This window comes from Glutamicibacter sp. ZJUTW (assembly GCF_008370855.1).
Classification (GTDB): Bacteria; Actinomycetota; Actinomycetes; order Actinomycetales; family Micrococcaceae; genus Glutamicibacter; species Glutamicibacter nicotianae.
The window spans coordinates 2,366,662-2,390,388 of sequence record NZ_CP043624.1; the positions used below are offsets into that span (position 1 = coordinate 2,366,662).

Annotated in this window: 22 protein-coding genes; 7 read left to right on the forward strand and 15 right to left on the reverse strand. The window is 62.4% G+C overall.

Annotated elements, in window-relative coordinates; translation table 11 throughout:
• Positions 1-146: 146 nt before the first annotated feature.
• Positions 147-1,151 (reverse strand): alpha/beta hydrolase, encoded by a 1,005-nt coding sequence (locus F0M17_RS11150; RefSeq protein ID WP_073705930.1) that lies wholly within the window; start codon positions 1,149-1,151, stop codon positions 147-149.
• A 236-nt stretch (positions 1,152-1,387) separates the two neighbouring features.
• On the opposite strand from F0M17_RS11150, the gene F0M17_RS17685 reads away from it, so the two are divergent.
• Together F0M17_RS17685 and F0M17_RS11160 are read left to right on the forward strand one after the other, a co-directional pair.
• On the forward strand, positions 1,388-1,633 hold the full coding sequence (locus F0M17_RS17685; protein WP_073705929.1) for a hypothetical protein: 246 nt from the start codon (positions 1,388-1,390) through the stop codon (positions 1,631-1,633).
• Positions 1,630-2,619, forward strand: a complete 990-nt coding sequence (locus tag F0M17_RS11160; RefSeq protein WP_073705928.1) for a Clp protease N-terminal domain-containing protein — start codon at positions 1,630-1,632, stop codon at positions 2,617-2,619. The genes F0M17_RS17685 and F0M17_RS11160 overlap by 4 nt, the downstream gene beginning before the upstream one ends.
• A 103-nt stretch (positions 2,620-2,722) precedes the next feature.
• Here the strand turns inward: F0M17_RS11160 and ychF are convergent, their stop codons facing one another.
• From ychF to F0M17_RS11175, 3 genes are all read right to left on the reverse strand, one after another.
• The gene (ychF, locus tag F0M17_RS11165) at positions 2,723-3,808 is read right to left on the reverse strand and encodes a redox-regulated ATPase YchF (RefSeq protein WP_038990663.1); all 1,086 of its coding nucleotides are present in this window, start codon (positions 3,806-3,808) and stop codon (positions 2,723-2,725) included.
• A gap of 72 nt (positions 3,809-3,880) precedes the next feature.
• A complete protein-coding gene (locus F0M17_RS11170) occupies positions 3,881-4,972 on the reverse strand; it encodes a 4-hydroxy-3-methylbut-2-enyl diphosphate reductase (RefSeq protein ID WP_038990665.1) in 1,092 nt (363 codons plus the stop codon).
• A 100-nt stretch (positions 4,973-5,072) separates the two neighbouring features.
• A complete protein-coding gene (locus F0M17_RS11175; protein WP_168202009.1) occupies positions 5,073-6,215 on the reverse strand; it encodes an SH3 domain-containing protein in 1,143 nt (380 codons plus the stop codon).
• A 325-nt stretch (positions 6,216-6,540) separates the two neighbouring features.
• Between F0M17_RS11175 and xseA the strand changes: the two genes are divergently transcribed.
• Together xseA and F0M17_RS11185 are read left to right on the forward strand one after the other, a co-directional pair.
• On the forward strand, positions 6,541-7,803 hold the full coding sequence (xseA, locus tag F0M17_RS11180; protein WP_149597123.1) for an exodeoxyribonuclease VII large subunit: 1,263 nt from the start codon (positions 6,541-6,543) through the stop codon (positions 7,801-7,803).
• Positions 7,804-7,831: 28 nt separating this feature from the next.
• Positions 7,832-8,062, forward strand: a complete 231-nt coding sequence (locus tag F0M17_RS11185; RefSeq protein ID WP_038990668.1) for an exodeoxyribonuclease VII small subunit — start codon at positions 7,832-7,834, stop codon at positions 8,060-8,062.
• A 17-nt stretch (positions 8,063-8,079) separates the two neighbouring features.
• Here the strand turns inward: F0M17_RS11185 and F0M17_RS11190 are convergent, their stop codons facing one another.
• From F0M17_RS11190 to F0M17_RS11205, 4 genes are all read right to left on the reverse strand, one after another.
• Positions 8,080-8,943 carry a PPK2 family polyphosphate kinase gene (locus tag F0M17_RS11190; protein WP_038990669.1) on the reverse strand — a complete coding sequence of 288 codons (864 nt, stop codon included), beginning with the start codon at positions 8,941-8,943 and terminating at the stop codon, positions 8,080-8,082.
• Between the two features lie 223 nt (positions 8,944-9,166).
• Positions 9,167-10,387 (reverse strand): pyridoxal phosphate-dependent aminotransferase, encoded by a 1,221-nt coding sequence (locus F0M17_RS11195; RefSeq protein ID WP_038990670.1) that lies wholly within the window; start codon positions 10,385-10,387, stop codon positions 9,167-9,169.
• A gap of 92 nt (positions 10,388-10,479) precedes the next feature.
• Positions 10,480-11,385 (reverse strand): glycine betaine ABC transporter substrate-binding protein, encoded by a 906-nt coding sequence (locus tag F0M17_RS11200; RefSeq protein ID WP_073705924.1) that lies wholly within the window; start codon positions 11,383-11,385, stop codon positions 10,480-10,482.
• Between the two features lie 40 nt (positions 11,386-11,425).
• Complete coding sequence (locus F0M17_RS11205; protein WP_073705923.1) at positions 11,426-11,896, reverse strand: NUDIX hydrolase; 471 nt, start codon at positions 11,894-11,896, stop codon at positions 11,426-11,428.
• Positions 11,897-12,008: 112 nt separating this feature from the next.
• Here F0M17_RS11205 and F0M17_RS11210 point away from each other — a divergent pair, with 112 nt between their 5' ends.
• Complete coding sequence (locus F0M17_RS11210) at positions 12,009-12,515, forward strand: Lrp/AsnC family transcriptional regulator (protein WP_038990673.1); 507 nt, start codon at positions 12,009-12,011, stop codon at positions 12,513-12,515.
• 68 nt (positions 12,516-12,583) lie between these two features.
• On the opposite strand, the gene F0M17_RS11215 is transcribed toward F0M17_RS11210, so the two are convergent.
• Together F0M17_RS11215 and F0M17_RS11220 are read right to left on the reverse strand one after the other, a co-directional pair.
• Complete coding sequence (locus F0M17_RS11215) at positions 12,584-13,417, reverse strand: hypothetical protein (RefSeq protein WP_038990674.1); 834 nt, start codon at positions 13,415-13,417, stop codon at positions 12,584-12,586.
• A gap of 180 nt (positions 13,418-13,597) precedes the next feature.
• Positions 13,598-14,218, reverse strand: a complete 621-nt coding sequence (locus F0M17_RS11220) for a GNAT family N-acetyltransferase (RefSeq protein ID WP_073705921.1) — start codon at positions 14,216-14,218, stop codon at positions 13,598-13,600.
• Between the two features lie 85 nt (positions 14,219-14,303).
• Here F0M17_RS11220 and F0M17_RS11225 point away from each other — a divergent pair, with 85 nt between their 5' ends.
• Both F0M17_RS11225 and F0M17_RS11230 read left to right on the forward strand, forming a co-directional pair.
• Positions 14,304-14,918, forward strand: coding sequence for a 5-formyltetrahydrofolate cyclo-ligase (locus F0M17_RS11225; RefSeq protein WP_038990677.1), 615 nt, complete (start codon positions 14,304-14,306; stop codon positions 14,916-14,918).
• A 61-nt stretch (positions 14,919-14,979) separates the two neighbouring features.
• Positions 14,980-15,690, forward strand: a complete 711-nt coding sequence (locus tag F0M17_RS11230) for an RcpC/CpaB family pilus assembly protein (RefSeq protein WP_168202010.1) — start codon at positions 14,980-14,982, stop codon at positions 15,688-15,690.
• Between the two features lie 4 nt (positions 15,691-15,694).
• On the opposite strand, the gene F0M17_RS11235 is transcribed toward F0M17_RS11230, so the two are convergent.
• The 5 genes from F0M17_RS11235 to F0M17_RS11255 form a co-directional block, all read right to left on the reverse strand.
• On the reverse strand, positions 15,695-16,012 hold the full coding sequence (locus F0M17_RS11235; RefSeq protein WP_149597125.1) for a hypothetical protein: 318 nt from the start codon (positions 16,010-16,012) through the stop codon (positions 15,695-15,697).
• On the reverse strand, positions 16,009-20,241 hold the full coding sequence (locus tag F0M17_RS11240; protein WP_246857188.1) for a DNA helicase: 4,233 nt from the start codon (positions 20,239-20,241) through the stop codon (positions 16,009-16,011). Before F0M17_RS11240 ends, F0M17_RS11235 begins: the two co-directional genes overlap by 4 nt.
• A 392-nt stretch (positions 20,242-20,633) precedes the next feature.
• Positions 20,634-22,220 carry a glutamine-hydrolyzing GMP synthase gene (guaA, locus tag F0M17_RS11245; protein WP_038990680.1) on the reverse strand — a complete coding sequence of 529 codons (1,587 nt, stop codon included), beginning with the start codon at positions 22,218-22,220 and terminating at the stop codon, positions 20,634-20,636.
• A gap of 144 nt (positions 22,221-22,364) precedes the next feature.
• Positions 22,365-22,829 (reverse strand): DUF3817 domain-containing protein, encoded by a 465-nt coding sequence (locus F0M17_RS11250; RefSeq protein ID WP_038990681.1) that lies wholly within the window; start codon positions 22,827-22,829, stop codon positions 22,365-22,367.
• Positions 22,830-22,879: 50 nt separating this feature from the next.
• Positions 22,880-23,689, reverse strand: a complete 810-nt coding sequence (locus F0M17_RS11255; protein WP_121867108.1) for an SURF1 family cytochrome oxidase biogenesis protein — start codon at positions 23,687-23,689, stop codon at positions 22,880-22,882.
• Between the last annotated feature and the right edge of the window lie 38 nt (positions 23,690-23,727).

Consider the following 23,727-nt stretch of genomic DNA (forward strand, 5'->3'; position numbering starts at 1 on the left):
TTCAGGGCGGAAGGAGGAGTGCTGAGTTCACGCGATTCTAGACGTTGAAGCGGAACTCAAGCACGTCGCCACAGCTAGGAACGCATGCACGCCTCACCGGGCCAGACCGGTCTCAGGGCTACGGTCCCTCACCTCGCACGGCCGACTCAGCTGCCTCTCCGATGGTCATCCAGCACCTGTTCAATCTCATCCGAAACCTCGTCCAGGAGGACCTGGAAGCCGGGCTCCTCGAGGGGGAAGTGGCCGCAGCCAGGAAGCATCACGACCCGGGTCTTGCCGTGAAGCCGACCGAGGTAGTCGAGGCTGAGCTCCGGCATAGTCCAACGATCCTCGGCCGGATGCAACAGCACGACCGGTGGTCCTTGGTATTGCTCGGGTGGAATAGCCGGACCTGCCTCGAGGAACGAGCGGTACCAGCCCACCGGCATCGAGCCACCACCGCCGCACGGGTCGGTGAGCACTGCATGACTGAGGCCAGGGTCGTTCGAAATTGCAGACATAGGGGTCAGCACGCGGACCGGGATCCGTAGATTCGCCGCTGGCCCCCGGGCGAACTGCAGCAGTGGCAATCCCAGCCGCGCTATCCACGGGGCTCGCACGATGGCGGCAGCAATGCCCGGCCGAGTCGGGTCGAGCAGGCAGGTCGCGATGACCCGCTTGGCCAGTCCGGTCACTGCAGCGGTGTCGACCGCGAGGGCACCACCCATGCTCGCCCCGACGAGGACCAGTGGCCGCTCGTCATGCTCGCGACCCACGAGATCGACGAGCAGCTGCTGCCAGTCACCATAACTAACGCTGCGGCGTCCACGCCGCACCCGGATCGTTCGCCCGTAACCGGGCAGATCGACCACCGTAACCCGAGCGCCCAGTCGACTCAGGTGCGCAGCGTAGGGCCACATCGCCGCCGCGTTCCCTCCCGCTCCATGGACCAGCAGCATTCGGACCGAAGCCGCCGGGGCACCCACGTGCTCGATGTGCAGGTCCCACGAACCACCCCCGTCCGGCGCATCCCACCTCCACGACGAGGCCACCCGCCGCACTGGCGCAGGGACGAGGCGCACGAAAGGCTCGTACCGGCGGTCCGTGGAGTCGAGTCGGCCAGCTCGTGCCGGTGGCACCTTCGCTCGGCTCCTTGAAAACGCCCCATTCATACCCTCAATGTTACGGGAGTGCCCGGTGTCAGGGACTGATGCGCAGGTAGGTGGGTCAGAAGCCTGTATTAGACATTGAACCTAAATTCAACTGCGTCGCCGCACGTACCAACCTCCGAGAACCCGGCGAATCCCTCGAAGTGCCGACCTTTTCCTGGCCCTGCGATTATCGAGCCCGCCGAGCAAGGAAGCAACCCAGGTTGACAACCCATTACTTAGCAACGTAGGTTGACGGCATGGAGTCTCCGCGGATCGCAGCAGTAGCAGCCGATACCAGCGACCCGAAAGCAGGATTGCGGGCCGTAACGTCCTTGCGCGTACTCGCGGACACCTTGGAACTTCGGCAGGTCGAGGCCGCGTTGCGTTCAGGCATGAGTTGGCAGGAGATCGCCGACGCGCTCGGAGTGACGCGACAAGCCGCCCACAAGAAGCACTCCAAAAGAATTGATCCCGCGATCTCGACGCCCAGGAGGAACAAATGAACAAACTCGTCCGCGCTGCACAAACCACCCAATCGCTTTCCCTGGCCGCTATGGAGGAAGCATCCCGGCTCGGGCTCCGCGAAGCCGACATCGACCACCTGTTCCTCGCATTGGTCATCAACGACCAGTCCGCCGGCCGCGCTCTGCGCGAGCTCGGTATCGACATTGATAGCGCCCGCCTCGCCGTCGAGGAACAACGTGACGCACAACTGACCTCGCTCGGCATAGAGGCGTCGTTCCCCGAGGCCGGGCGCATCGTGTTCCACGAGACAGATGGGTACGAGTGGACTGCTCGTGCTCGGGACCTCATCGCGAAGGCCAGCAGCAAAGGCAAGCCAGGCGACGCAGCCGCCGTTCTCCGGGAACTCGTCGCAGAACCCAGCGGTCTGATCACGGATATTCTCGGCCGCCTTGGCACGACATCCGATGCGCTCATCGACCGCCTCGATCGGGCAGACTCGCCCTCCACGAAGTCCATGCCCGCCACAGCGAAAGTGAAGGGGCGGACAATGGGAACGACTGAGACTTTCGTATCCGCACCGCTGGACGAGGTGTGGGCGTTCCTCGCAGACCCCGCACGTATCCCCGAGTGGGAACCGAGCATCGGCATCCTCGATCAGACCAGTCAAGAAGCGACGCCAGGTACGGTTTGGGAAGGCGTTGCGCCCACAAATTACCCGGACGGGAAGCCTGTGAAGATCAAACCTCAGTTTCGTCGACGCAGCGTTGAACTCATCTCAATTCACCAACCGGAGAGGATCGCATGGAGCTTCGGATATCCCGACGTCGCACAAAGTAATTCGGTTCTGACGGAATTCACCTTGGTGAACACGACCGGTGGCACACAGCTGCGGATCAGCAGGTCCTGGTCGCGACGCCAAGGGTGGCGAGGACTTGTCGCATGGCCGCTACGTCCAATCCAAAAGTTTCTGGTGTGGATCACCCTGTTCCAAACTGGCAGCGCGATCAGCCGAACATTCCGCTAGCCCTGGCGACGGCGAGCTGCTTGCTTGTGGCATATAAATCAAGTGCCCGAATCTCACACAGGGAGATCCGGGCACTTGAACCAGACGTTAAAGCGAAACTCGACTACACGTTAAACCTAAACTCAACCACGTCGCCGTCCTTCATGATGTAGTCCTTGCCTTCGATGCGGGCCTTGCCGGCGGACTTGGCGTTGGCCACCGAACCTGCGGCGACCAGGTCGTCGAAGCCGATGACCTCGGCCTTGATGAAGCCGCGCTGGAAGTCGGTGTGGATGACGCCGGCAGCCTCGGGGGCGGTGGCGCCCTTGCGGACGGTCCAGGCGCGCGATTCCTTCGGACCTGCGGTCAGGTAGGTCTGCAGTCCCAGGGTGTCGAAGCCGACGCGGGCCAGCTTGTCCAGGCCGGATTCCTCGATGCCGGCGTCTTCCAGCATCTCGGCGGCCTCGTCTTCTTCCAGCTCGGCCAGCTCGGCCTCGAACTGGGCGTCCAGGAAGATCGCCTCGGCAGGGGCCACCAGCTCGGAGAGCTTGGCCTGCATGTCCTTGTCGGCCAGGCCGGCCTCGTCGGTGTTGAAGACATAGATGAACGGCTTGGTGGTCATCAGCTGCATCGGTGCCAGCTCGTCCATGTCGATGCCGGCGGCCTTGCCGGCGGCAAACAGGGTCTTGCCGTCCTCGAGCACCTTCTGGGCTGCGAGCAGGTTGTCCATGAAGGACTTCTCGATCTTCTTGCTGCGCAGTTCCTTCTCCAGGCGCGGCAGCTGGTTCTCGATGGTCTGCAGGTCGGCGAGGATCAGCTCGGTGGCGATGGTCTCGATGTCCGACTCCGGATCGACCTTGCCATTCACGTGGATCACGTCATCGTTCACGAACGCGCGGGTCACCTGGCAGATCGCGTCGGCTTCGCGGATATTCGCGAGGAACTTGTTGCCCAGGCCTTCGCCCTCCGAGGCGCCCTTGACGATGCCGGCGATGTCCACGAAGGACACGGTAGCCGGCAGGATGCGCTCCGAGTTGAAGATTCCGGCGAGCACCTTCAGGCGCTCGTCGGGCAACGGCACGACACCGACATTGGGTTCAATGGTTGCGAACGGGTAGTTGGCTGCCAGCACCTGGGCACGGGTCAGCGCGTTGAACATGGTGGACTTGCCGACGTTGGGCAGTCCGACGATTCCGATAGTAAGAGCCACGGGAGAAAATTCTACCTTTTACTAGTGATGAGCGCGCAATGGTGTACTGGCGCTTGAATTCTTAGGGTGAAATCAGGCCTGCGGGCGAGCGTGGCCGCCCAGGGCGCGATCCTCGTCCCCGGCTTCCTTGAGCTTGCCGCGGATTTCCTTGGGCAGCGAGAAGATGATGTCTTCCTGCGCGGTGGTGACCTCGGAAACGTCGGTGAAGCCGTACTCTGCCAGCAGCGCCACGACCTCGCGGACCAGCACCTCGGGCACCGAGGCGCCGGAGGTCACGCCGACGGTGGAGACGCCCTCGAACCAGGCCTCGTCCACCTCATTGGCGAAGTCCACCCGGTAGGCGGCCTTGGCACCGTGGTCCAGCGCCACCTCGACCAGGCGCACCGAGTTCGAGGAGTTCGCCGAACCGACCACGATCACCAGATCCGACTGCGGCGCGATGTTCTTGATCGCTGCCTGGCGGTTGGTGGTGGCGTAGCAGATGTCGTCGCTGGGCGGATCCTGCAGGTTCGGGAAGCGCTCGCGCAATCGGCGCACGGTCTCCATGGTCTCGTCCACGCTCAGCGTGGTCTGCGAGAGCCAGATCAGCTTGTCCGGGTTCTTCACCTGGACGGTGTCGGCTTCCTCGGGGTTGTTCACGATGGTGGTGACTTCCGGAGCCTCGCCGTAGGTGCCTTCGACCTCTTCATGGCCTTCGTGGCCGATGAGCAGGATCTCGTAGTCGTTCTTGGCAAAGCGCACGGCCTCGCGGTGCACCTTGGTGACCAGCGGGCAGGTGGCGTCAATGGTCTGCAGGTTGCGGTCCGCGGCGGACTGCACCACTGCCGGGGAAACGCCGTGGGCGGAGAAGACCACCAGTGCGCCTTCGGGCACTTCCTCGTTCTCCTCGACGAAGATTGCGCCGCGGGATTCCAGCTCGGAAACGACGTGCAGGTTGTGCACGATCTGCTTGCGCACGTACACCGGCGGACCGTAGTGCTCCAACGCCTTTTCAACGGCAACCACTGCCCGGTCCACGCCTGCACAGTAGCCGCGAGGAGCGGCCAGCAGGACCTTGCGCTCGGTGACCGTCGGAGAGGCGGCTGCAATTTCGGCCGGGGTGCGGCGCACCCGCGGGATCCGAGGCATTGACAGCGAAACCGTTGTGGAAGTGGAAGTAGCCATGCCTCCATTCTACGAAGTGCATGCAAGTTAGCCCATGCTCATATGATGCGTGCCACCCTCCGGCGACTGTGAGATCTGCCTCCGCAGCGTACCTGCCGGTTCAGCACGGCAGGGAACTGGGCAGCAGCACCGGGGTGCGCACCACGGCTCCGGTGCCATCGGACCCGCGGTAGGCCCGGCAAACGCCCACGGAACGGGCGCCGAGGTTCGCCTTGATCTGGCGCAGCGCATCGGGCGAGAAGCCGTACCACTGCATGTGCATCAGCACGGTATCCCCGGGTAGCGCTGCCGAAGCCCGGGACACCGTGATCGACTTTGATTTCACGTCCCAGTCCCGGGTGTCCCGCGACCAGGTCCAGATAGCCATGCCGCGGCTGTCGTAGCCGCAGCGCACCGAACCGTCGATGGCCCCGTAGGGCGGGCGCCCAAAGTTAGTGTGCACCCCTGAACCGCCCAGCTGCGCGCCGGCTTGCTGGCAGGACAGCGGACGCAGGTCCGGGTGGCTGACCGAATGGTTGATCACCCATTGGCCTTTGGCCCGGGCCAGGGCGGCCAAATCCACACCATAGCGCGATTTGAACGACCCGAGGCAATCGCCGGTGGGAGCTATCACCAGGCCGATATTGCTGCTGGCTGCGTAGTCCACCACCGAGGTGAAGGAGCTGAGCGTTCGCGGGCAGTCATCGAAGGTGAGCACTACCCTGGATGTCCGGTTTGGCCCGGTGGACTGCGGTGCCGACGGCGGCTTCGGATAACTGGTCATGTAGCTGCCGCTGACCCAGCCGGTGTACCCTGCATAACTGACCTTGTACCACCCGTTGGAAGCGCGGGCGTAGGCAGGCACCGATTTGCCTTTCGGGATGCTCAGCAGGATCCGGTAGCTGGTGGATGGTCCGGTGCGCAGGTTCAAGTCATCGAGCGTGCGCACCGTTGAAGCGACCACGTAGTAGTCGCTCACGTAGCCGGTGTACCCGTTGTAGCTGACCTTGTACCAGCCGTTGGAGGCACGCCCCGAGACCGGGACCGAGATCCCTTTGGGTATCTGCGCCAGGATCCGGTACGCGGTCGAAGCACCGGTGCGCAGATTCAGGTTCGCCGTCGTGCGCACCCGCACCGGCCAATCGATGGATAGGGCGCCGGCAAGCGACACCGTTGCGGCGGGAACCGCCGCAACTACCGGTGCGGGCACCGAGGCCGCGGCGGACAACGGAATGGAACCGGTAAGCAAGCTGAATGCTGCCACCCAAATCCACCCCGAACGTCCAATAGTCCTATTCCCCAATGCCCCAAGCATGGCCATGAATCCTTCTCGAAATCTTCCCCGATGCTCAATAGTGTCCACCCGCACGGTGCCCCTCGCAATGCCCTGAGTCCGGCTTGTCCGAATCGTTGAAAACCCCATTTCCCCGGGCCCGGCAAGGCCCAGCAGTGTTGAAAATCTTCCATAGCGAAACCTGCTCTACACCTGTTGGCACCCGGCCCGGCTACCGGCAATCCGGCAAGCCGTCGGTGCCATGCGGTAATCTCACAGATGCACCAGAGATTCGATTTTCCAAGGAGCGGCCCCTATGGATCACCAAGCCCCCGCCAGTTTGCCAGCCACCGCTGGTCAAACTACGGCGGACAATCCTTGGCCGTTGCGCCTGCTCTCGGAGAAGCTGAAAATCCACATTGAGAACTCGCCGGTGGTTTGGGTCGAGGGCCAGCTGCTTGAAGCCAATGTGCGCAATGGGCACGCGTACATCACGCTGCGCGATGTCGATGCGGACTTCTCCTTCTCGGTGACCATTTGGGCCTCGACAATGCGCCGGCTGGAATCCACCCCGCAGGTTGGATCGCGCGTGGTAGCCCAGGTCAAACCGAGCTTCTACGCCAAAACCGGCCGGCTTTCCTTGAATGCCACGGATCTGCGCCCGGTTGGTTTGGGCGAGCTGCTGGTGCGCCTGGAACGCCTGCGGCAAGCCTTGGGGGCAGAAGGCCTCTTCTCCCCTGAGCACAAGCGCCCGTTGCCTGTGCTTCCCAACCGCATTGGCCTGATAACCGGACGGGATTCGGATGCGGAGAAGGACGTGCTGCGCAATGCCACTCTGCGCTGCCCATCGGTGCAGTTCAAGGTCATCAATACCGCAGTGCAGGGCGTGGATGCCGCCAACCAGGTCATCGCCGCGTTGCAGCAGCTGGATGCGGACCCGGAGATCGATGTCATCGTGATCGCCCGCGGCGGCGGCGCGTTGGAAGACCTGTTGCCCTTCTCCAATGAGGATCTGGTACGTGCTGTCTTCTCCGCTGCCACACCGGTCGTCTCGGCCATCGGGCACGAAGCGGACCGCCCGATCCTGGATGATGTGGCTGATCTTCGCGCCTCGACCCCTACTGATGCGGCCAAGCGGATTGTCCCTGATTTGCATGAGGAGTTCGCCGGCTTGGATATGGCCCGCAGCCGCCTGGACCGTTCCATCAACAACCTGCTGCAACGCGAGGCCCAGATGCTGGCATCGGTACGCGAACGCCCCGTTCTGGCCAACCCCCAGGTGATGGTCTCCTCCCGCGCCGAAGATCTGGAGCGCTGGAAACAGCGTTCCACGGATCTGCTGCGCCATCGCGTGATGCGCGCCAGCGACGAGATCAACCACCTGAAGAACCAGATGCGTGCGCTCTCCCCGCAGCAAACCCTGGACCGAGGCTATTCGGTCACCCAGCTGGAAGACGGGAGCATCGTACGCGAAGCCGCCCAGGCACCAGCGGACAGCAAGCTGTTCATCCGGTTGGCATCAGGACAACTGGTCGCGAAAACCCTTGAATCCGTCCCCGCCGGCGAGCACGCAAACTAGCCGCCCCACATACCAAACTGGAGTAATCATGACTGCACAGATCCCTGAAGACATTGCCAAGCTTTCCTACGAGCAGGCTCGCGAAGAACTGCTGACAGTGGTCAACCAGCTGGAAACCGGCGGCGTGGCGTTGGAAGCCTCGTTGGCGTTGTGGGAGCGCGGCGAAGCCTTGGCCGCCCACTGCGAGAACTGGCTCAACGGCGTATCGCAGCGCCTGGAGCAGGCCCGTGCCAACCACGAGCAGGCAGCCGGCGAGTAGCGTCGCATTGCTGCGGATTACTTCGCCGCTTCGAGCCGGGCCTGTTCGCGCTTCACATCGAAGGTGGCAGCAGGCCAGTCCGGAGCCACGCGCTCCAAGGCCGCCAGCAGCAGCTCGGCGACGCACAAGCGGGCCTTCCACTTCTGGTCAGCGGGAACGATATGCCATGGTGCATTCTGGTTATCGGTGCGGTTGATCGCCACCTCGTATGCTGCCTGGAAATCATCCCACAGGAGCCGGTCATCGACATCGCCGGGCGAATACTTCCAATGCTTGTCGGCACGCTCCAAGCGCTCCGCGAGCCGCTCGTATTGTTCCTCGCGGCTGATGTGCAGCATCACCTTGATCGGAAGGATTTCCTGCTCAAGCAGCTGCTTCTCGAAGTCGACGATTTTCCCGTAACGTGATTCGATCACATCCGGGCTTGCGTAACCCTTCACCTTGGCGACCAGCACGTCTTCATAGTGGGAACGGTCAAAGACTCCTACCAATCCCCCGGCAGGCAATTGCTTGGTGATGCGCCACAGGAAATCATGCGCCGCTTCTTCTTCGGTAGGCGCCTTGAAGGCATGATGCTCGACGCCCTGCGGATCCAGCATGCCCAGGACATGGCGGACAATCCCGCCCTTGCCCGAAGTATCCATTCCTTGCAGCATGAGCAGCACTGCAGGCGCCGTCCCGCCAGATACCGAGGCGGCAAACAACCGTTCCTGCAATTCCGAGAGCAGCGGTGCCAGCTCGTCCATGCGTTTCTCTGCAGCTTTCTTGTCCTGCGGGGCATCCGCCGGCCACCACTGAGCATCCTTGGTCGCACGCTGAGAAAGCTTCAGGCCGGGTTCTGCACGCAAAGCTTCGATCAGGTTTGCAGGGTAAGCGCTCATCAATGACTCCTCAGGCATGTGTGGAAGTACTGCTCTTCGTTGTAGTCAGCCTACTGTCGCTGGTGGCATGGTGAGAAGAGGGAATGGCCAACGCTCCCCCTGCCGCAGTTGCCTCCACGCAGCACCCCGGACCTCCCGGGGCCTTGCTCTCCTGGCGCTCCCTTTAATTACAACAGGCCCAGAATCACGTCAGCGATTCTGGGCCTGTTCGGTTCGAGGCAAGTTAGGCGCGAGTACGCCAGTCCTCCAGGAACTGTCCGATGCGTCCAACTGCATCAGTCAGGTCGCGCACGTTCGGCAAAGTGACCAAGCGGAAGTGATCCGGACGGACCCAATTGAAGGCGGTGCCCTGGGAAATCAGGATCTTCTGCGCTTTAAGCAGTTCAAGGGCAAAAGTCTCGTCATTGTGGATCGGGTATACCTCTGGATCCAGCTTTGGGAACATGTAGAGCGCACCCTTGGCCTTCTGCACGCTCACTCCTGGAATTGCGGTCAGCAAGTTGTAGGCCGCGTCGCGCTGTTCGAGCAGGCGTCCGCCAGGCAGGATCAAGTCGTTGATCGACTGGTAGCCGCCCAAGGCGGTTTGGATTGCGTGCTGCGCCGGCACGTTGGCGCAAAGTCGCATGTTGGTCAGCAGATTGATGCCTTCGATGTAATCGCCGGCCTGGTGCTTGGGCCCGGAGATCGCCATCCAGCCTGCACGGAAGCCGCACACGCGGTAGGCCTTAGACAGGCCGGAGAAGGTCAGGATCAGCACGTCATCTGCCAACGAAGCGGTATTGATGTGCACTGCGTCGTCGTAGAGGATCTTTTCGTAGATCTCGTCAGAGAACACGATCAGCCCATGCTTGCGCGCCAGTTCGAGGATGCCCTCCAGGGTTTCCTTCGGGTACACCGCACCGGTGGGGTTATTCGGGTTGATGATCACGATGCCCTTGGTGCGATCGGTGATCTTCGCTTCCATATCTTCAAGATCTGGAAGCCACCCTTCTTCTTCGGTATTCAGGTAGTGCACCGGGGTGCCACCAGCCAGCGAAACCGATGCGGTCCACAGCGGGTAGTCGGGGGCTGGAATCAGGATCTCGTCGCCGTTGTTCAGCAGCGCGTTCAGCGAGAGGGTGATCAGCTCGGAGACGCCGTTGCCCAAGTAGATGTCGTCAACGCCGATGGTCTGGATGCCACGGGTCTGGTAGTACTGGGAGACGGCGGTGCGTGCCGAGAGAATACCCCGGGAATCCGAGTAGCCCTGGGCATTAGGCAGGTTGCGAATCATGTCAACGAGCACCGCATCAGGCGCCTCGAAGCCGAACGGCGCGGGATTGCCGATGTTCAGCTTCAGGATGCGGTGTCCTTCGGACTCCATGCGCGTGGCATGCTCCAACAGCGGGCCACGGATATCGTAGAGGACATTGTGCAGTTTCGTTGATTGCTTGAATTCTGCCATGATTACACTTTCTCACGTCAGGTGCGATGCACACACCTTATTACTCGACCGCTATGGTCAGCGGCCGAAATCTTGGGAGCGATGGCTAGGGCCTACTCTTCGATGATCCATTCCCAACGGGCGGCCGCTTGTTCCGGGCTCAGGCCGTCTTCTTGGCTGACCATCCGATTCAGGTCAACGAGCGACTGTTGCGAGAATTCACTGGTGATGCTGTCCAACTGCGCCCGAGCTTTGTCATCCACGTCGTTATCGGCCAGCAGCATGTAATTCTCCGCGTTGAAGAAGCTTGCGCTTCCGGGAATGGTGTAGAAGCCCTCATCCGAGATGACTGCGTTTCCGGCGCTCAGCACCACCGCGCTGTCCACCGAAGTGCGCAGCTTGCCTGCCAAGTTCGCGGTCTGTTCTTCTACGACTTTTGGCTTCTCGCAGCCCGCATCCTTCAATGCAGTTTTCAAGGATTCGGAGCTGGCTTCATCGCTGATGATCGTCAGATCAGCGCAGGCAGCAATCAGGGTTTCTACGGAATCGACCTTGTGCAGTGTTGCCTGGGCTTGGCTCATGACCAGGATCTTGCCGGCATCAGCAGGGCTGAGCTCCAAAGCAGTCACTTTACCCTCAGCGTCATTGATGGCACTGCGCAGGCTTTGGGATTCCTCGGCACTGAGCAGCTGGTCTTCGCCGCTGATAGCTGCCGGGTCAGCAGCGAGGGACAGTGCTTTGGCCGCTTGGTCCAACGCCAGGTCGGCTTTTCCATCAACAACCTGCTGGTAGGGATTCGCCGCTGGCTCGTTCAGCGATGCCTTATAGCCTTCGGCTTTCAGGGCGTTGGCGTAGACATGGGCCAGGGCCTGGTCAGCCGGCTGGGTGCCGGCAGCAATCCGCAAGGTGATCTCCTTGCTCGGCTCTGTTGTTGGCGTTTCGTCTTCAGTGCACGCAGACAGGGTGAGCAGCAGTGCTGCGCTGAGCGTGCCGACGGTGATGGAATTTCGCAAGTTCATGTCCCTATTGATTCTAGGGCAGGTCACCTGCGATCCGTTGCTACTTGCCGGGTGCGGTCAGTCGCAAAATGCTCTCGACGCGTTCAATGCAGTTCAGCTTGGCAATCTCCTCGCGCGTGAACCAGGCCGCCTGGCTGGTCGAGCCGTTGACTTCATGGCGCAATTCGCCACCGGTCAGCCTGGCGCGATAGGTGACGGCCACCGTTTGCATGGCGTGGCCTGCGCCCGAGTAGCGTTTCGAACCGGGAATAACTCCCGTGGTGACATCCAGGAGCTCCAATGCGTCTACGGCGTAGCCGGTCTCTTCATAGACCTCACGGCGGGCGCCTTCCTCGATAGGCTCCCCCAAGTCGATACCGCCACCTGGAAGGGACCAGCGTGGCGTGAAGCGCGGATCGCGATGACGCATATCCCAGAGCGTAAGCAGTACCTTTCCTTCGTGTTCCACCAAGCAATAGGCTGCCAGCCTGGTATCGAAGGATTCACCGGTGTGCTCAGAACGACGTGTCATATCCCCAATATATCCGTTTGTTCACCGATTATTTGTTCGTACGCGGACGGCATACGCCGATTTTTACCTCAAAGATCCCGCTGATGCCTTGCGAATATGATGAAATATTATTATGGCCCAGCAATCAGAGCTTTCATCAAACGTCGATCTGGACGAAATCGATCGAATCATCATCGACGAATTGGTCGCGAATGCGCGTATCTCCAACGCGACCCTCGCACAGCGTGCCGGCATCGCACCATCCACTGCGCTGCTGCGTACCCGTTCCCTGGTCGAACGCGGCATCCTCACCGGCTACCACGCCGAGGTGTCATTGGCAGCTGTCGGCCGTACCGTGCAGGCATTGATCTCGGTCAAGCTGCGGGCGCACGATCGCGAGAAAATCGATGCGTTCGTGGCACGCATTCCGCAGCTGCCTGAGGTCCTCTCCATGTTCCATGTATCCGGCGGCACCGACTACCTGCTGCATATCGCGGTTGGCTCCACCGATGCGCTGCGGGATTGGGTGCTTGATAACCTGGCGACCGATGAGTCGGTGGGTCATACCGAAACCACCTTGGTCTTCGCTCATCACCGCGGCAATCGCGGACCGCTGCCATTCGACGACATGATCAGCTGACGGCAATTCATAGACGTGTGGCCCGGACCTTGGGAAAGGTCCGGGCCACACGTCTTTGAGCTTGGATGTTATGCGCGACGGCGCTGCATGACCGCATCGAGGTTCAGCCGTGGCTTGGAAGCTGCGGAAACTGCCGGCGCGGCTTCTGGCGCCGGAGCCACCGGAGCAACGGCTTCCTTGTCTGCCGGAGCGCTCTCGGAACGCTTGGCAGCAACCGATGGAACTGCTGCGCGCTCTTCAGCTGATACCTCGGCAGCCAGGCGCTTGGCGTCCTCCGATGCCTTCAGGCTGATCTGCTTGCTCGGGCGCAACTGCTGCTGGACTGGAAGCGCAGGCTTGTGGGTACGATGTGCACCCTGCTCAGCTGCTTTTTCCGCAGTTTTGGCAATCCGCTCAGTGGCTTCCACATAGGTAGGCTTCGGGACACGCGTTGGCTCCCATGTCTCTGGCTGCTTCACGCCGCCGTGGCCGTGCGCCACGCGCAGCGCTTCGGCACGCAGCTCTTCAGCGGTAATTGCTGGAGCACGGCGGGAAGAACCTGGTCGGGCGTCAAAGACCTCGTCCTTTTCATGCTTGCGCGAGACGACCTGATTGGCGGCGTCGTCGAAGGCCGGGGTCTGCAGCGCCTTCTGCCGGGTGGCTTCGAGGTGCTCAAGCAGCTTGCGGTTGCGGTCGCGCACAGCCAGGCCGCGCAGGGTGGCGAAGGAAGCGACGGCAACCAGCGCGAACAAGCCGACGGCACCAAAGGTCAGGGCCGTGAACGGAGCCAGGATGAGACCGACAACGGTCGCGATGACTGCCAAGGCACCAACGAGTGCGACGGACAACCGGCCATAGCGCACACGAATCTTGAGTTTGGTCGCAGCACTTTCCTGCGGAGCGCTCTGTGACGTGCCAGCCATGTGGGTCCTCCATCACCGATTGATTCGGTCAAATCCTTGTGGAACCAAATATGGTTCCGTCAAATCAACACTATGCAACCTTGGGTGCGCGCTCACGCACATCCCTAGGCGTGTCCGCATGTTTTCGATCCGGTTCGCTCATATCAGAGCTTGATTGATCGAAATGGCACGGATTCCGGGTCAGTATTCGTAGATGCGTTCGAGCATCGGAGTTTTCAGCTCTTCGCGGGTCAGCGCGAAGGTGCGGTGATCCCGCCACTGCCCGTCGATGTGCAGATAGCCCTTGCGCAGGCCCTCATCGCGGAAACCGAGCTTGTCCACAACGCGAAGGCTGGCGGCATTCTCCGGGCGGATATTGATTTCCAGGCGGTGCAGCTGCAGTTGCTCGAAGCAGTGGTCGATGACCAAGGCGCAGGCTTCCGGCATCAGGCCGAACCCGGCATGGTTGCGGTCAATCCAATAACCGATGGACGCTGTGCGTGCGGCCCCGTATTGCACGGAAGACACGGAAACCTGCCCGATCAGTGGCGGGCGCCCCCTATGCAGCTGGGGAAGGGCCAGTGCCCAGGAGTATCCGCTTCCGTCAATTGCCGATTCGTCCCTTGCCCTGAGCATCTCCCGAAAGGTCATGGATTCCGGCGGGCCCAAGGGACTCGTGGGATCCCATGGCTTGAGCCATTTGGCATTGGCATAGCGCAGATTGATCCACTCGGCCTCATCCCGCGCGGTCAGCTGGCGCAGCAGCAGCCGTTCCGAGGCCAGATCCGGAACCAGGTGCTTTGCCCGACGAGAGATGAACATGTGCACATCGTATTACTTCGTCATGCCCGCAGCCGGCAACGGCACCAGCGGGCAGCGATTCATTGCGTACGCGTAAGCTGTAGGCATGAACCTCACCGCTGACCAGCATCCTGGATCCGACAAGAAGGCCGCACGTGCCGCCGTCCGCAGTTGGCGCAGGGCGCTTGATCCGATCCAGCGCGAGCAGCTCGGCCAGGATCTGGCCCGCACGGTGATCGGCTACCTGAGCCAAAGCACCGGAGTCGTCCAGAAGGTCGCGGCCTACTGCTCCGGTCCGGATGAACCGCCAACCGAGGCGTTGTTGGATGCACTGGTCAATGAGGGCATTGACGTCTATCTGCCGGTGTGCGAACCGGATTATGCGCTGTCATGGGTCGAGTACACCCCCGGCATGGAATTCGCGCCGAGCGCTTTGGCCCCGGTGATGGAACCTGTGGGCGAACGGATCGGCACGGAACTCTTCGACGAGATCAATACATTGATCATGCCAGCCCTTTCCATCGACGAGGACGGATTGCGCCTGGGCCAGGGCGGTGGCTATTACGATCGCTTCCTGCCGTTGATCGAAGACGCCCCGGTACGGGTAGCTGCGGTGGTGTACGAGCATGAGTATGTTCCACCCGGTGCTTTCCGGATCGACGAACATGACCAGCCGGTGGACTTGGTGTTCACGCCACAGCAGGTGCATCAGATCATCTGATTTACCCACAGCTCGCGGGCGGCGGGCCACGGTTTCCAGTGCTGGCAGGTTGCATGGGGATATGAGCTACTTCTCCAGGACCCAAGCCGCGCCTCGTCCTCCGGTGATTCCCAAGCCGAAAATCAGGCCGGTCCGTAATCGCAATGAGCTGTTGCGCCGCTATCGAAAGCCATTGTCCATTGCCTGCGCGTTGCTCGCCTTGGCAGGCATGCTCAATGTATTTTCTTCCGGGCAATTGGCCCAACGCGAGGTCGTAGTGGCGCTCAGCGACATTCCTGCCGGTTCCCGGATATCCGCCAACCAGCTGCAGGTGCAAACTGTGCGGCTCGACCCGCATGATGCCGAGGTCTTTGAAGGCATTGAGGCCGTAGCAGGGCAACGCGCGGCCGTGGCCCTGCGTGCAGGAACGGTGCTGCGCGACTATTCGCTGGTGGGGCCGCAGCTTTTGCACGGATCACCGGAAGGTACCGTCGCTGTTCCGCTGCGTCTGAGCGACCCGGCCACGGTGACGCTGCTGCATCCAGGGCAATTGGTGGATATTGTATTGACCACCGGCGACGGTTTTGAGAAGGAAATCAGCTCGCAAACCATCGCCAAAGCGGTGCCGGTGCTCTGGGTTCCGGATAATGCCACTGGTTCTGAATTCGGCATGCTCAGCAGTGCTGACCCGACCGGCGAGGGGATTGTCGTGGTTGCGGCGGCCAACAGCCTCTCGGATGATCTGGCAGGGGCGGTATCGCGCGGCAAGGTTTCAGCCGTCTTGGTGAATTAGGCGTTCAGCCCCAGTGCGGCGGCTTCTCGCGCTTCATCATTTCAGCAAGATCTTCCTTGGAGTCGCCCCAATTTCGCGGGTCCTGGTCCTTGGCGAGCAAATCAGCCAGCGGATCGGTGGTGCGCTTCTTGGCTGCTGCCGCCATCGTGTTCTCGGGCGCACCGGCACTCTGCGGGCCCGCCAGCGCACGGTTGACGGATTCTGAATGGGGCACCGGTGTGTAGCTGCCGGTCAGTTCGACACGTGCAGCCAAATGCTGCGGCGGTGCCACAACGCGCGGCCGCTTGCGGCGGCCGCGCGTTGGTTCTTGCTCAGAAGTCATGGCTTCTTCGGTTCCGATTCATCGATCTTGCTGGTGGCTGGCACAGGTGCTGGGGTCACCGGCTTGCCTGCATCGTCCTTGGCAGGCGACTCGGTTCCAGCCTTGGCCGCGCTGTCTGCAACCGCTGCTTCCTGCTTGCTCTCTGCCTTGGGTTCCTGGCGCGTCTTGGTGGACTTCAGCAGTTTCGATTTTTCCTTCGGCGCCTCCGGCTCGGTGGTGACTTCACGGGCCGAGACTGGTCGTGCGGCGGCCATGCCGCTGCGGGCCGATGGCTGTTCAGCAGCCGTCGTCTTTTTCAGGCCCAGGGCATGGGCCAGGCGATCGGCGACAGCACCCGGGTCGGTGAAGACATCGATGGTCCACAGCGGAACATAACGCCAACCGTGCTTCTCGAAGAATTCCGGGCGCAGGCGGCTGCGCTCACGCACGGTCAGGCCCGCATAGTGCTCGGTGCCGTCGTAGACCACGGCCAGCGGGCGGATGCCGGTGTGCGCCGAGTCGTAGGCATGTGCCGACAAATCCAGCACGCCACGGTAGTCCTCGGAAACGATCGCACCGCTTTCGCGCAAGCGGCGGGCAAGATCCGAGACCAATGGGTCGAAGCGCGGGTTGCGCATCGAGCTGACTCCGGAATCCCCGGCCTGCACGCGTCCGAACAGCTCGAAGAACTGGCGGGCTCCGCGGTAGACGCGGTTCAGGTCGACGTCTTCCGGCAACAGACTGGAAACCAGGGTCATGCGGGTGCGCGATCGGGTCATCGCGGCGACGAACAGCTGCTCGCCGCCCTCGCGGGACAAGGCGCCGAATTCGTGCAGCGTCTTGCCGTGCGGGGTACGTCCGTAGCCCCAGGCGAAGATCACCGAATCCCGGCGCAGGCCGATCAGCCGGTCCATGGTGGTCACCACGAACGGTTCGCGCTTGGAGCGCAGGTGCTCCATCGCGTACTTGTGGTTTGGCAGCTGGACACGGATCGCTTCGGCGATGGCCGAGGCATGGCTGCGGTTCGAGGCAATGACCGCCAGCGATTCTCCGCCGTGGTTCTTGAAATGCTCGAAGACCAGATCCACTACCCGCGCCACTTCAGCGGCGGTGGTCTGCACGCCGTCTTCGCTGCTGGACAGCGATCCGGTGGCATCCGGGACATATTCGCCGCGCAGCAGCGACGAGTTGCCGGTGAGGTTCACCGCCATTGGCAGGCGCGAGAGCGCAGCGTCGTAGTAGGTGGTGGACAGCTGTTCCACCAGGCCTTCGTCGATTCCGCGGTACACGGTGGACAGCGAACCGGTGACCAGCACCTTGTTCAGCGCTTCCAGCGCGGAACGGTCCACGCCCTGCTCGCGAACACGGGCGGTGGGGTCCACGGAGACTTCGAAGCGCTTCGGGCCACCGAGCATTTCATCGCCGATGGCAATGACCTGCTCGGAGCGGCGGATCGCATCCAGGACTTCCCGCAGGGTCAGGTAGTTGGCTTCAAGCAGGATGACGGCATCGAACTTCGTGTCCTCCGGCAGAGCGCTGCCCAGCAGCAGCGGAGCCGAAACGATGACAGGAGTCAGCGAATTGGCCAGCGGCGCGCCAAGATCCAGCAACCCTGCAATGCTCGGGGTTCCGCCCTTGAGCATCTCGCGCAGCGCCCGCGAGCCGGCACGGTGGTCAGCCAGCGCGGCCTTCCAGTTCCGGGCCAGCGCCCAGCGGATGCGCTGCGGTCCGGCGGCGATATGCGCACCGTCAGCCAGCCGGTAGTCCGCTTCGATCTTCTCCAGCTTGGATCCGTCGTTCATGGCAAGGAAGTCATCGCCTGAGATCATGGCGTCCAGCACGGACTGCCACCAGGCAAGTTCCAATTCACTGTCTACCTGGTCGGCATCGATCTCGCGTTCGGCGAAGTCATCGAGCAAATCGCCGAGACCGGCTTCGGCCAGCTGCTCGGAGATCAGCGTGCGTTCGGGCAGCTCTCCCAGGTCCTCGCGGCGTTCAACAAGCGAGGCGATCACCGAGAGCAGTTCCTTGATCGGCATTTCGCGCAGGCGCGACCCCAGGGAGGATGGCAGCATTTCGGCCAGCTTGTCGATGCGGGCACCGGCGTCATGGTAGCCGGCCTCGACATCCAGCAGTCCGCCCGGGACCTGGGGGTTGCGCTGGCTTGTGGCGATGGCTCGCCACGCATCGCGCTGGACCGATACGGCTTGCAGTGCGGACTGCAGGTCGGCGACGTGCATGCCTGGACGGACGTATTCCTTGGCGATCTTGCGCAGCCGGGAACGGACAATCGAACCCATCTCGACACCGTGTTCACGGCGCCATGCGCTGGTTGCGGTGGCGGCGATCAAATCGTCGATATCGCCCTCGAAGATATCGGCTTCGAATTTGTCCAGCGAGCCGCGGACGGCGACCAGCAGCTGCAGCTGGTCTCCCCACTTGTCGTAGCTTTCTTCCAGCCTGATCTGCGAACGCTCGGCAATCTGCAACATGTGGTCATGCAGGATTGGCAGGTCGCGACCCAGGCCACTGGCCAGGTTCAGGGCCTTCTCGGTGGCTTCGGTGTTGCGCAGCGGAGCACCGTGCCAAGGGCTCGTGGTGTGCACCTTGGAGAAGGCGCCGAGCTGGGCGGCGCGCTTGAGCTGCGCGGCAACGTGTCCGCGTTGGCCCATGGAATCGAGCACCGAACGTTTCAGGCGCACGGTGGTGGATGGCGCTGGTTCCAGTGCGGAGAGGCGTGCCAGCTCCTGCATCGCCTGATATGGCGAGCAGCCCCAGCGGCTGCGGACCGAATGCAGCGACTTCACATGCTCGTGCAACGCATGGCGGGATTCGCGCAGGCGCTTGAACATGGAGCCCAGCTGCGGCTCGGCGGCGCGTTCATTGCGCAGGATCGCCTTGGTGAGCATGGCGCGCAGCGCTTCGGGATCCTCATTCGGTTCCAGCAGCATGCTGCCGGCATCCAGCTGCTCGTTGAAGCGAGACACGAATTCCTCGGCAGCGGAGCGCTGCTCGGCAACAACCAGCACGCGCTTGCCCTGGGCTGCCAGCAGCGCGGCGGCATTCAATGCGGTCTGGGTGGCACCGGTGCCGGCGGCGGCATTGATGGCCACCGATTCGCCAGCGGCGATGTAGTCGAGCATCTTGGACTGGGATTCATCGGCGTCCAGCAGGAACAGCTCGTCTTCCGGATCGCGATCATCGGAAGACTTGGCGATGGTCGTGGTTCCGGTGTGGACCTTGCGGGCCGACGATTCCTCGGAGACTGCGCCCTGCTTCCGCGAGCGAGCGCTTTCCTTGAGGATGTTCTTCACGCGGCTCAGCCTCGAACCGGAGCCTTCATTGCCCTTGGCCTCGGCAGCCTGCGCGGCTGGCTGCTCATCCTGCTTCTTTGCAGCAGGATCCTCGGTGGCGTCCTCGGGCTTCGATGCTTCGGCCTTCGAATCCTCGGGCTTCGCGGCGCCCGGCTTTGAAGCCACCAGGTTGGCCAGCGCCTCCGAAGTCTTGCTGCTTTGGCTGTTCCCTGCCTGCTTTACCACGGTGTCATAGCGGATCAGTGCCTCGATAACCGGGTGGGAGCCGTTGAGCTTGGCCGGGTCTGCCGGGTCCATCAGTTCGGAGAAGGTGGAGAGCAGCAGGCGGTGGCCCACGACTACGCCGGGGACCTCTGCCATCTGGTGGCGCAGGGCATCCATGCCCCGGACCGGATCAAAGCGGGCGATGGAATAGGCGGCGGCATCAACGGCGTCGACGTCGACCTTGGCGTTGTGGTCGGCCTCGAACTGTCGCACGAACGCCGGGGATACGGTAGCGCGTCCAACGAGCTGCAGGTCGTAGTCGTCGGCGTCCACATGCTTGGCCAGGGTGATGCGTCCGAGCATGATGGGAGCGGAAACCGGCTCGCTCTTGCCATCATGGACGGCACGCCAGTTGGCGACACCGGCGGCCAGGTAGCCGACATCGATGCCGCGTTCTTCCCACAGTTCACTGATCTTGGCCGACAGCGCACGGGCGGTGCGGCGCGCGGTGGCGTACTGGTCCGCATCATGCAGCAGGGTGGACAGGCGGGTTCTCCGCCCGGCAAGGAACTGGGCCAAGCCCGATGGATTGGCATGGGTTATGTCGATGCTATTGGAGGTCGACGGAGCAAACCGCAGGGTCGTATCCGCCCCGGCACTCTGCCCCAGCGATTTAACCCAGGCAGCTACACGCTCGGCGGCAGCATTCTGTCCACTAGTCACGACAGTCATTCCCTTCACTGAACCGACCACATTCGGGCGCACCACAGGTGCAGATACGCCTCTTTCTAACGTAGTGCACCGACAGTGCAGAACCGGTGCGCGAAACACGTTTTAACCGCGGGATGCGCAAGCTCATGCTCGCGGTGTTCGCTTATGGGCCTCGCTCAGCAAACTGCGGATGTTGGATGCGCGATTTCATGAAGCCGTGGCGTGTGGCCCGCGCTCTCTTGCACGATCTGCGCCCATTGGCCATGATGCGCTTGCGGCCACCTTCCAGCTACGATGTCTGCTTCGCGACGCTGCCTTGACCCTCAAGAGGGTTCCGCGCGCCAGAACGCAAAAAATTCCCCTGCCTGTTGCCGCAAGCGCGGCAGCAGGCAGGGGAATTCCAGGCTACGGGATTACTCCCACTCGATGGTTCCTGGTGGCTTGGAGGTGACGTCCAGCACCACGCGGTTCACCCCATCGACCTCATTGGTGATGCGGTTGGAGATCTTCGAGAGCAGATCGTATGGCAGGTGCGACCAGTCGGCGGTCATGGCATCCTCGGAGGATACCGGACGCAGCACGATCGGGTGGCCGTAGGTGCGGTGATCGCCCTGAACGCCAACCGAGCGCACGTCGGCGAGCAGCACTACCGGCATCTGCCAGACCTCGTCGTCCAAGCCTGCGGCGGTCAGCTCGGCGCGGGCAATCGCGTCGGCCTTGCGCAGGATGGTCAGGCGCTCCTCGTTGACCGCACCGATGATGCGGATGCCCAGGCCCGGGCCGGGGAACGGCTGGCGGCCAACGATTTCCTCAGGCAAGCCCAGCTCGCGGCCCACGGCGCGCACTTCGTCCTTGAACAGGGTGCGCAGCGGCTCGACGAGTTCGAACTGCAGATCCTCTGGCAGGCCGCCCACGTTGTGGTGGCTCTTGATGTTGGAGGTGCCTTCGCCGCCGCCGGACTCGACGATGTCCGGGTACAGGGTGCCCTGGACCAGGAACTTCACCGGCTCGCCCTCGGAAGCGGCCTCGGCGATGATCGCAGCTTCGGCTGCTTCGAACGCGCGAATGAATTCGCGGCCAATGATTTTGCGCTTGGTCTCCGGGTCGGTGACACCGTCCAGAGCGGTCAAGAAGCGCTCGCGCTCGTCGGCAATGTACAGCTTGGCGCCGGTGGAAGCGACGAAGTCCTTCTCAACCTGCTCGGCTTCGCCTTCGCGCAGCAGGCCGTGGTTCACGAACACGCAGGTGAGCTGGTCGCCGATGGCGCGCTGCACCAGGGCAGCTGCCACAGCGGAGTCCACGCCGCCGGACAGGCCGCAGATGGCCTTGCCGGTGCCGACTTGGGCGCGGATGCGCTCGATCTGCTCGTCAGCGATGTTGTCCGCGGTCCAGTCGCCCTTCAGGCCGGCACCGTTGTACAGGAAGTTCTCCAGGACGTCCTGGCCGTACTCGCAGTGCTTCACCTCCGGGTGCCACTGCACGCCGTACAGGCGTTTGGCTTCGTTGGCGAACGCCGCCACTGGAGCACCAGCGGTGGTGGCCAGGACCTCGAAGCCTTCCGGCGCCTGGGAGACGGCGTCGCCGTGGCTCATCCAGACGGTAGGCGCCTGTGCGGCGCCTGCCAGGATGGAGCGGGCTTCGCCCTCGAAGGTGGTTGCGGTGCGGCCGTACTCGCGCAGGCCGGTTTCGGCGACGGTGCCGCCCAGGGCGTTGGCCATGGCCTGGAAGCCGTAGCAGATGCCCAGGACCGGGACGCCGGCCTCGAACAGGTCGGCCCCTACGGAAGGGGCGCCATCGGCATAGACGCTGGAAGGACCACCGGAAAGGATGATCGCAGCAGGGTTCTTGGCCAGGATGGCTTCGGTGGACAGGGTGTGCGGAACGATCTCCGAGTACACACGGGCCTCGCGTACGCGGCGAGCAATGAGCTGCGCGTATTGGGCCCCGTAGTCGACGACCAGAACCGGCTTATGTTCTGGATTGAGGGGAGCAGTAGTCACCGTTACAGTCTACGCGGTTCACTGCGCGCGAAACAGCCAAGGTGATGTCATCAGCGTCACCAAGTGCATTTTTGGCAAAAGCAAGGGCGGATCGGTTCATCTGGGATGAACCGATCCGCCCTTGCAATGCACTGCGCTGCAGTGTCAGTAGCGCTTGGCCGCCTTCGGATGGGCCGCCAGCTCGCGATCAACTTCAGCGTGCACCTTGGCTTCGGTCCAGAAGGACAGGAATGGAACCACACCGCCGAGCGCAATCGTTATGAAGCGCATGAACGGCCAGCGCATCAGCGACCACAGGCGGAAGTCTGCAAACAGGTACACCACGTAGAGCCAGCCGTGCGCAATCAGGATGCCCAGCGAGAGGTTCAGTCCCCCGGCTACCTCGGCGCGGTTGTACATGCCGATGGCGTTGGCGGTGCCATCCACCAGGGTGCCGCCCACGAACAGTTCCAAGGACCAGAAGTACTTGAAGATCATTTCCAGCACGAGCAGCAGCAGCATCACGCCGGTGACGTAGGCGAAGACCTTGTAGAAGTTCGCGGCTGCACGGATCTGCTTAGGGGTGCCGCCGAATTTCCGGGGCTTCGGTGCCGGGGTGGTGCTGGACATCGTTGGTGGTTCCTTCCGATTTCGGTAAGAAGTGCGGTGTGCGTGAAATGCTATTCGTTGCTGTTGTCAGCCTGGGTGGCATTGCCGCCCTTGCGATGCGCTTCGGCGGCGCGCTGAGCAATCTCATCAAGGTCTCGCTGGTAGTCATCGCGCACCATGCGGTACCAGAGGAAGATGGCGAAGCCTGCGAAAAGTACCCATTCCAGGCCGTAGAAGACGTTCAGCCAGTTGATCTGGCCTTCCTGGGGCTGCGGACCGACGTGGACGAGCTCAAGGCCAGGCTGCATGACAGCTTCGCCCTTGGCCGTGGTGATTTCGTGGGCCGAGACGAATCCTTCATAGAGGATCGAATCCCAGATGTTCGCCAGCTGCGCCGAGGCGACCGTAGGCAGCGTCGGGCTGCGCAGGTCCACACGGAATTCCGGGCCTTCGCTTGGCAGCAGGCGGCCGGTGATTTCCAGTTCGCCCTCCGGTGCCGGTGCGGGCTTGGTTGCTTCAGGCTGCCAGCCGCGTACCACGGCGATGCCGGCGTCCTTGTCCGCGCCCTCGACCTTGAACTCGGTGACCACCCAGACACCGCGCTGTTCCCCATTGAGCCGCGGCGAAATCAGCTGATCGGTGCCGGGGACGAATTCGCCCTCCATGGTGATGATCTGGTCTGCCTTGATGCCCAGCAGTTCCTTGCCGACTTCCTGATGCTCGATCAGCGCAACCGGCTTCTCGGTCTTGTCGATCTTGACCGGCGGCTCGGTTTCGGAGGCGCCAAACTGCCATCCGGAGAGCAGGACGAATCCGGTGGCGATCGCTAGCGCGGCAAGCAGGGCGGCGATCCATTTGGGCTTCAGAGCGGTTTTAAGCACACTCTAACGGTACTTCTATTTGGCGTAGAACTCGAAAT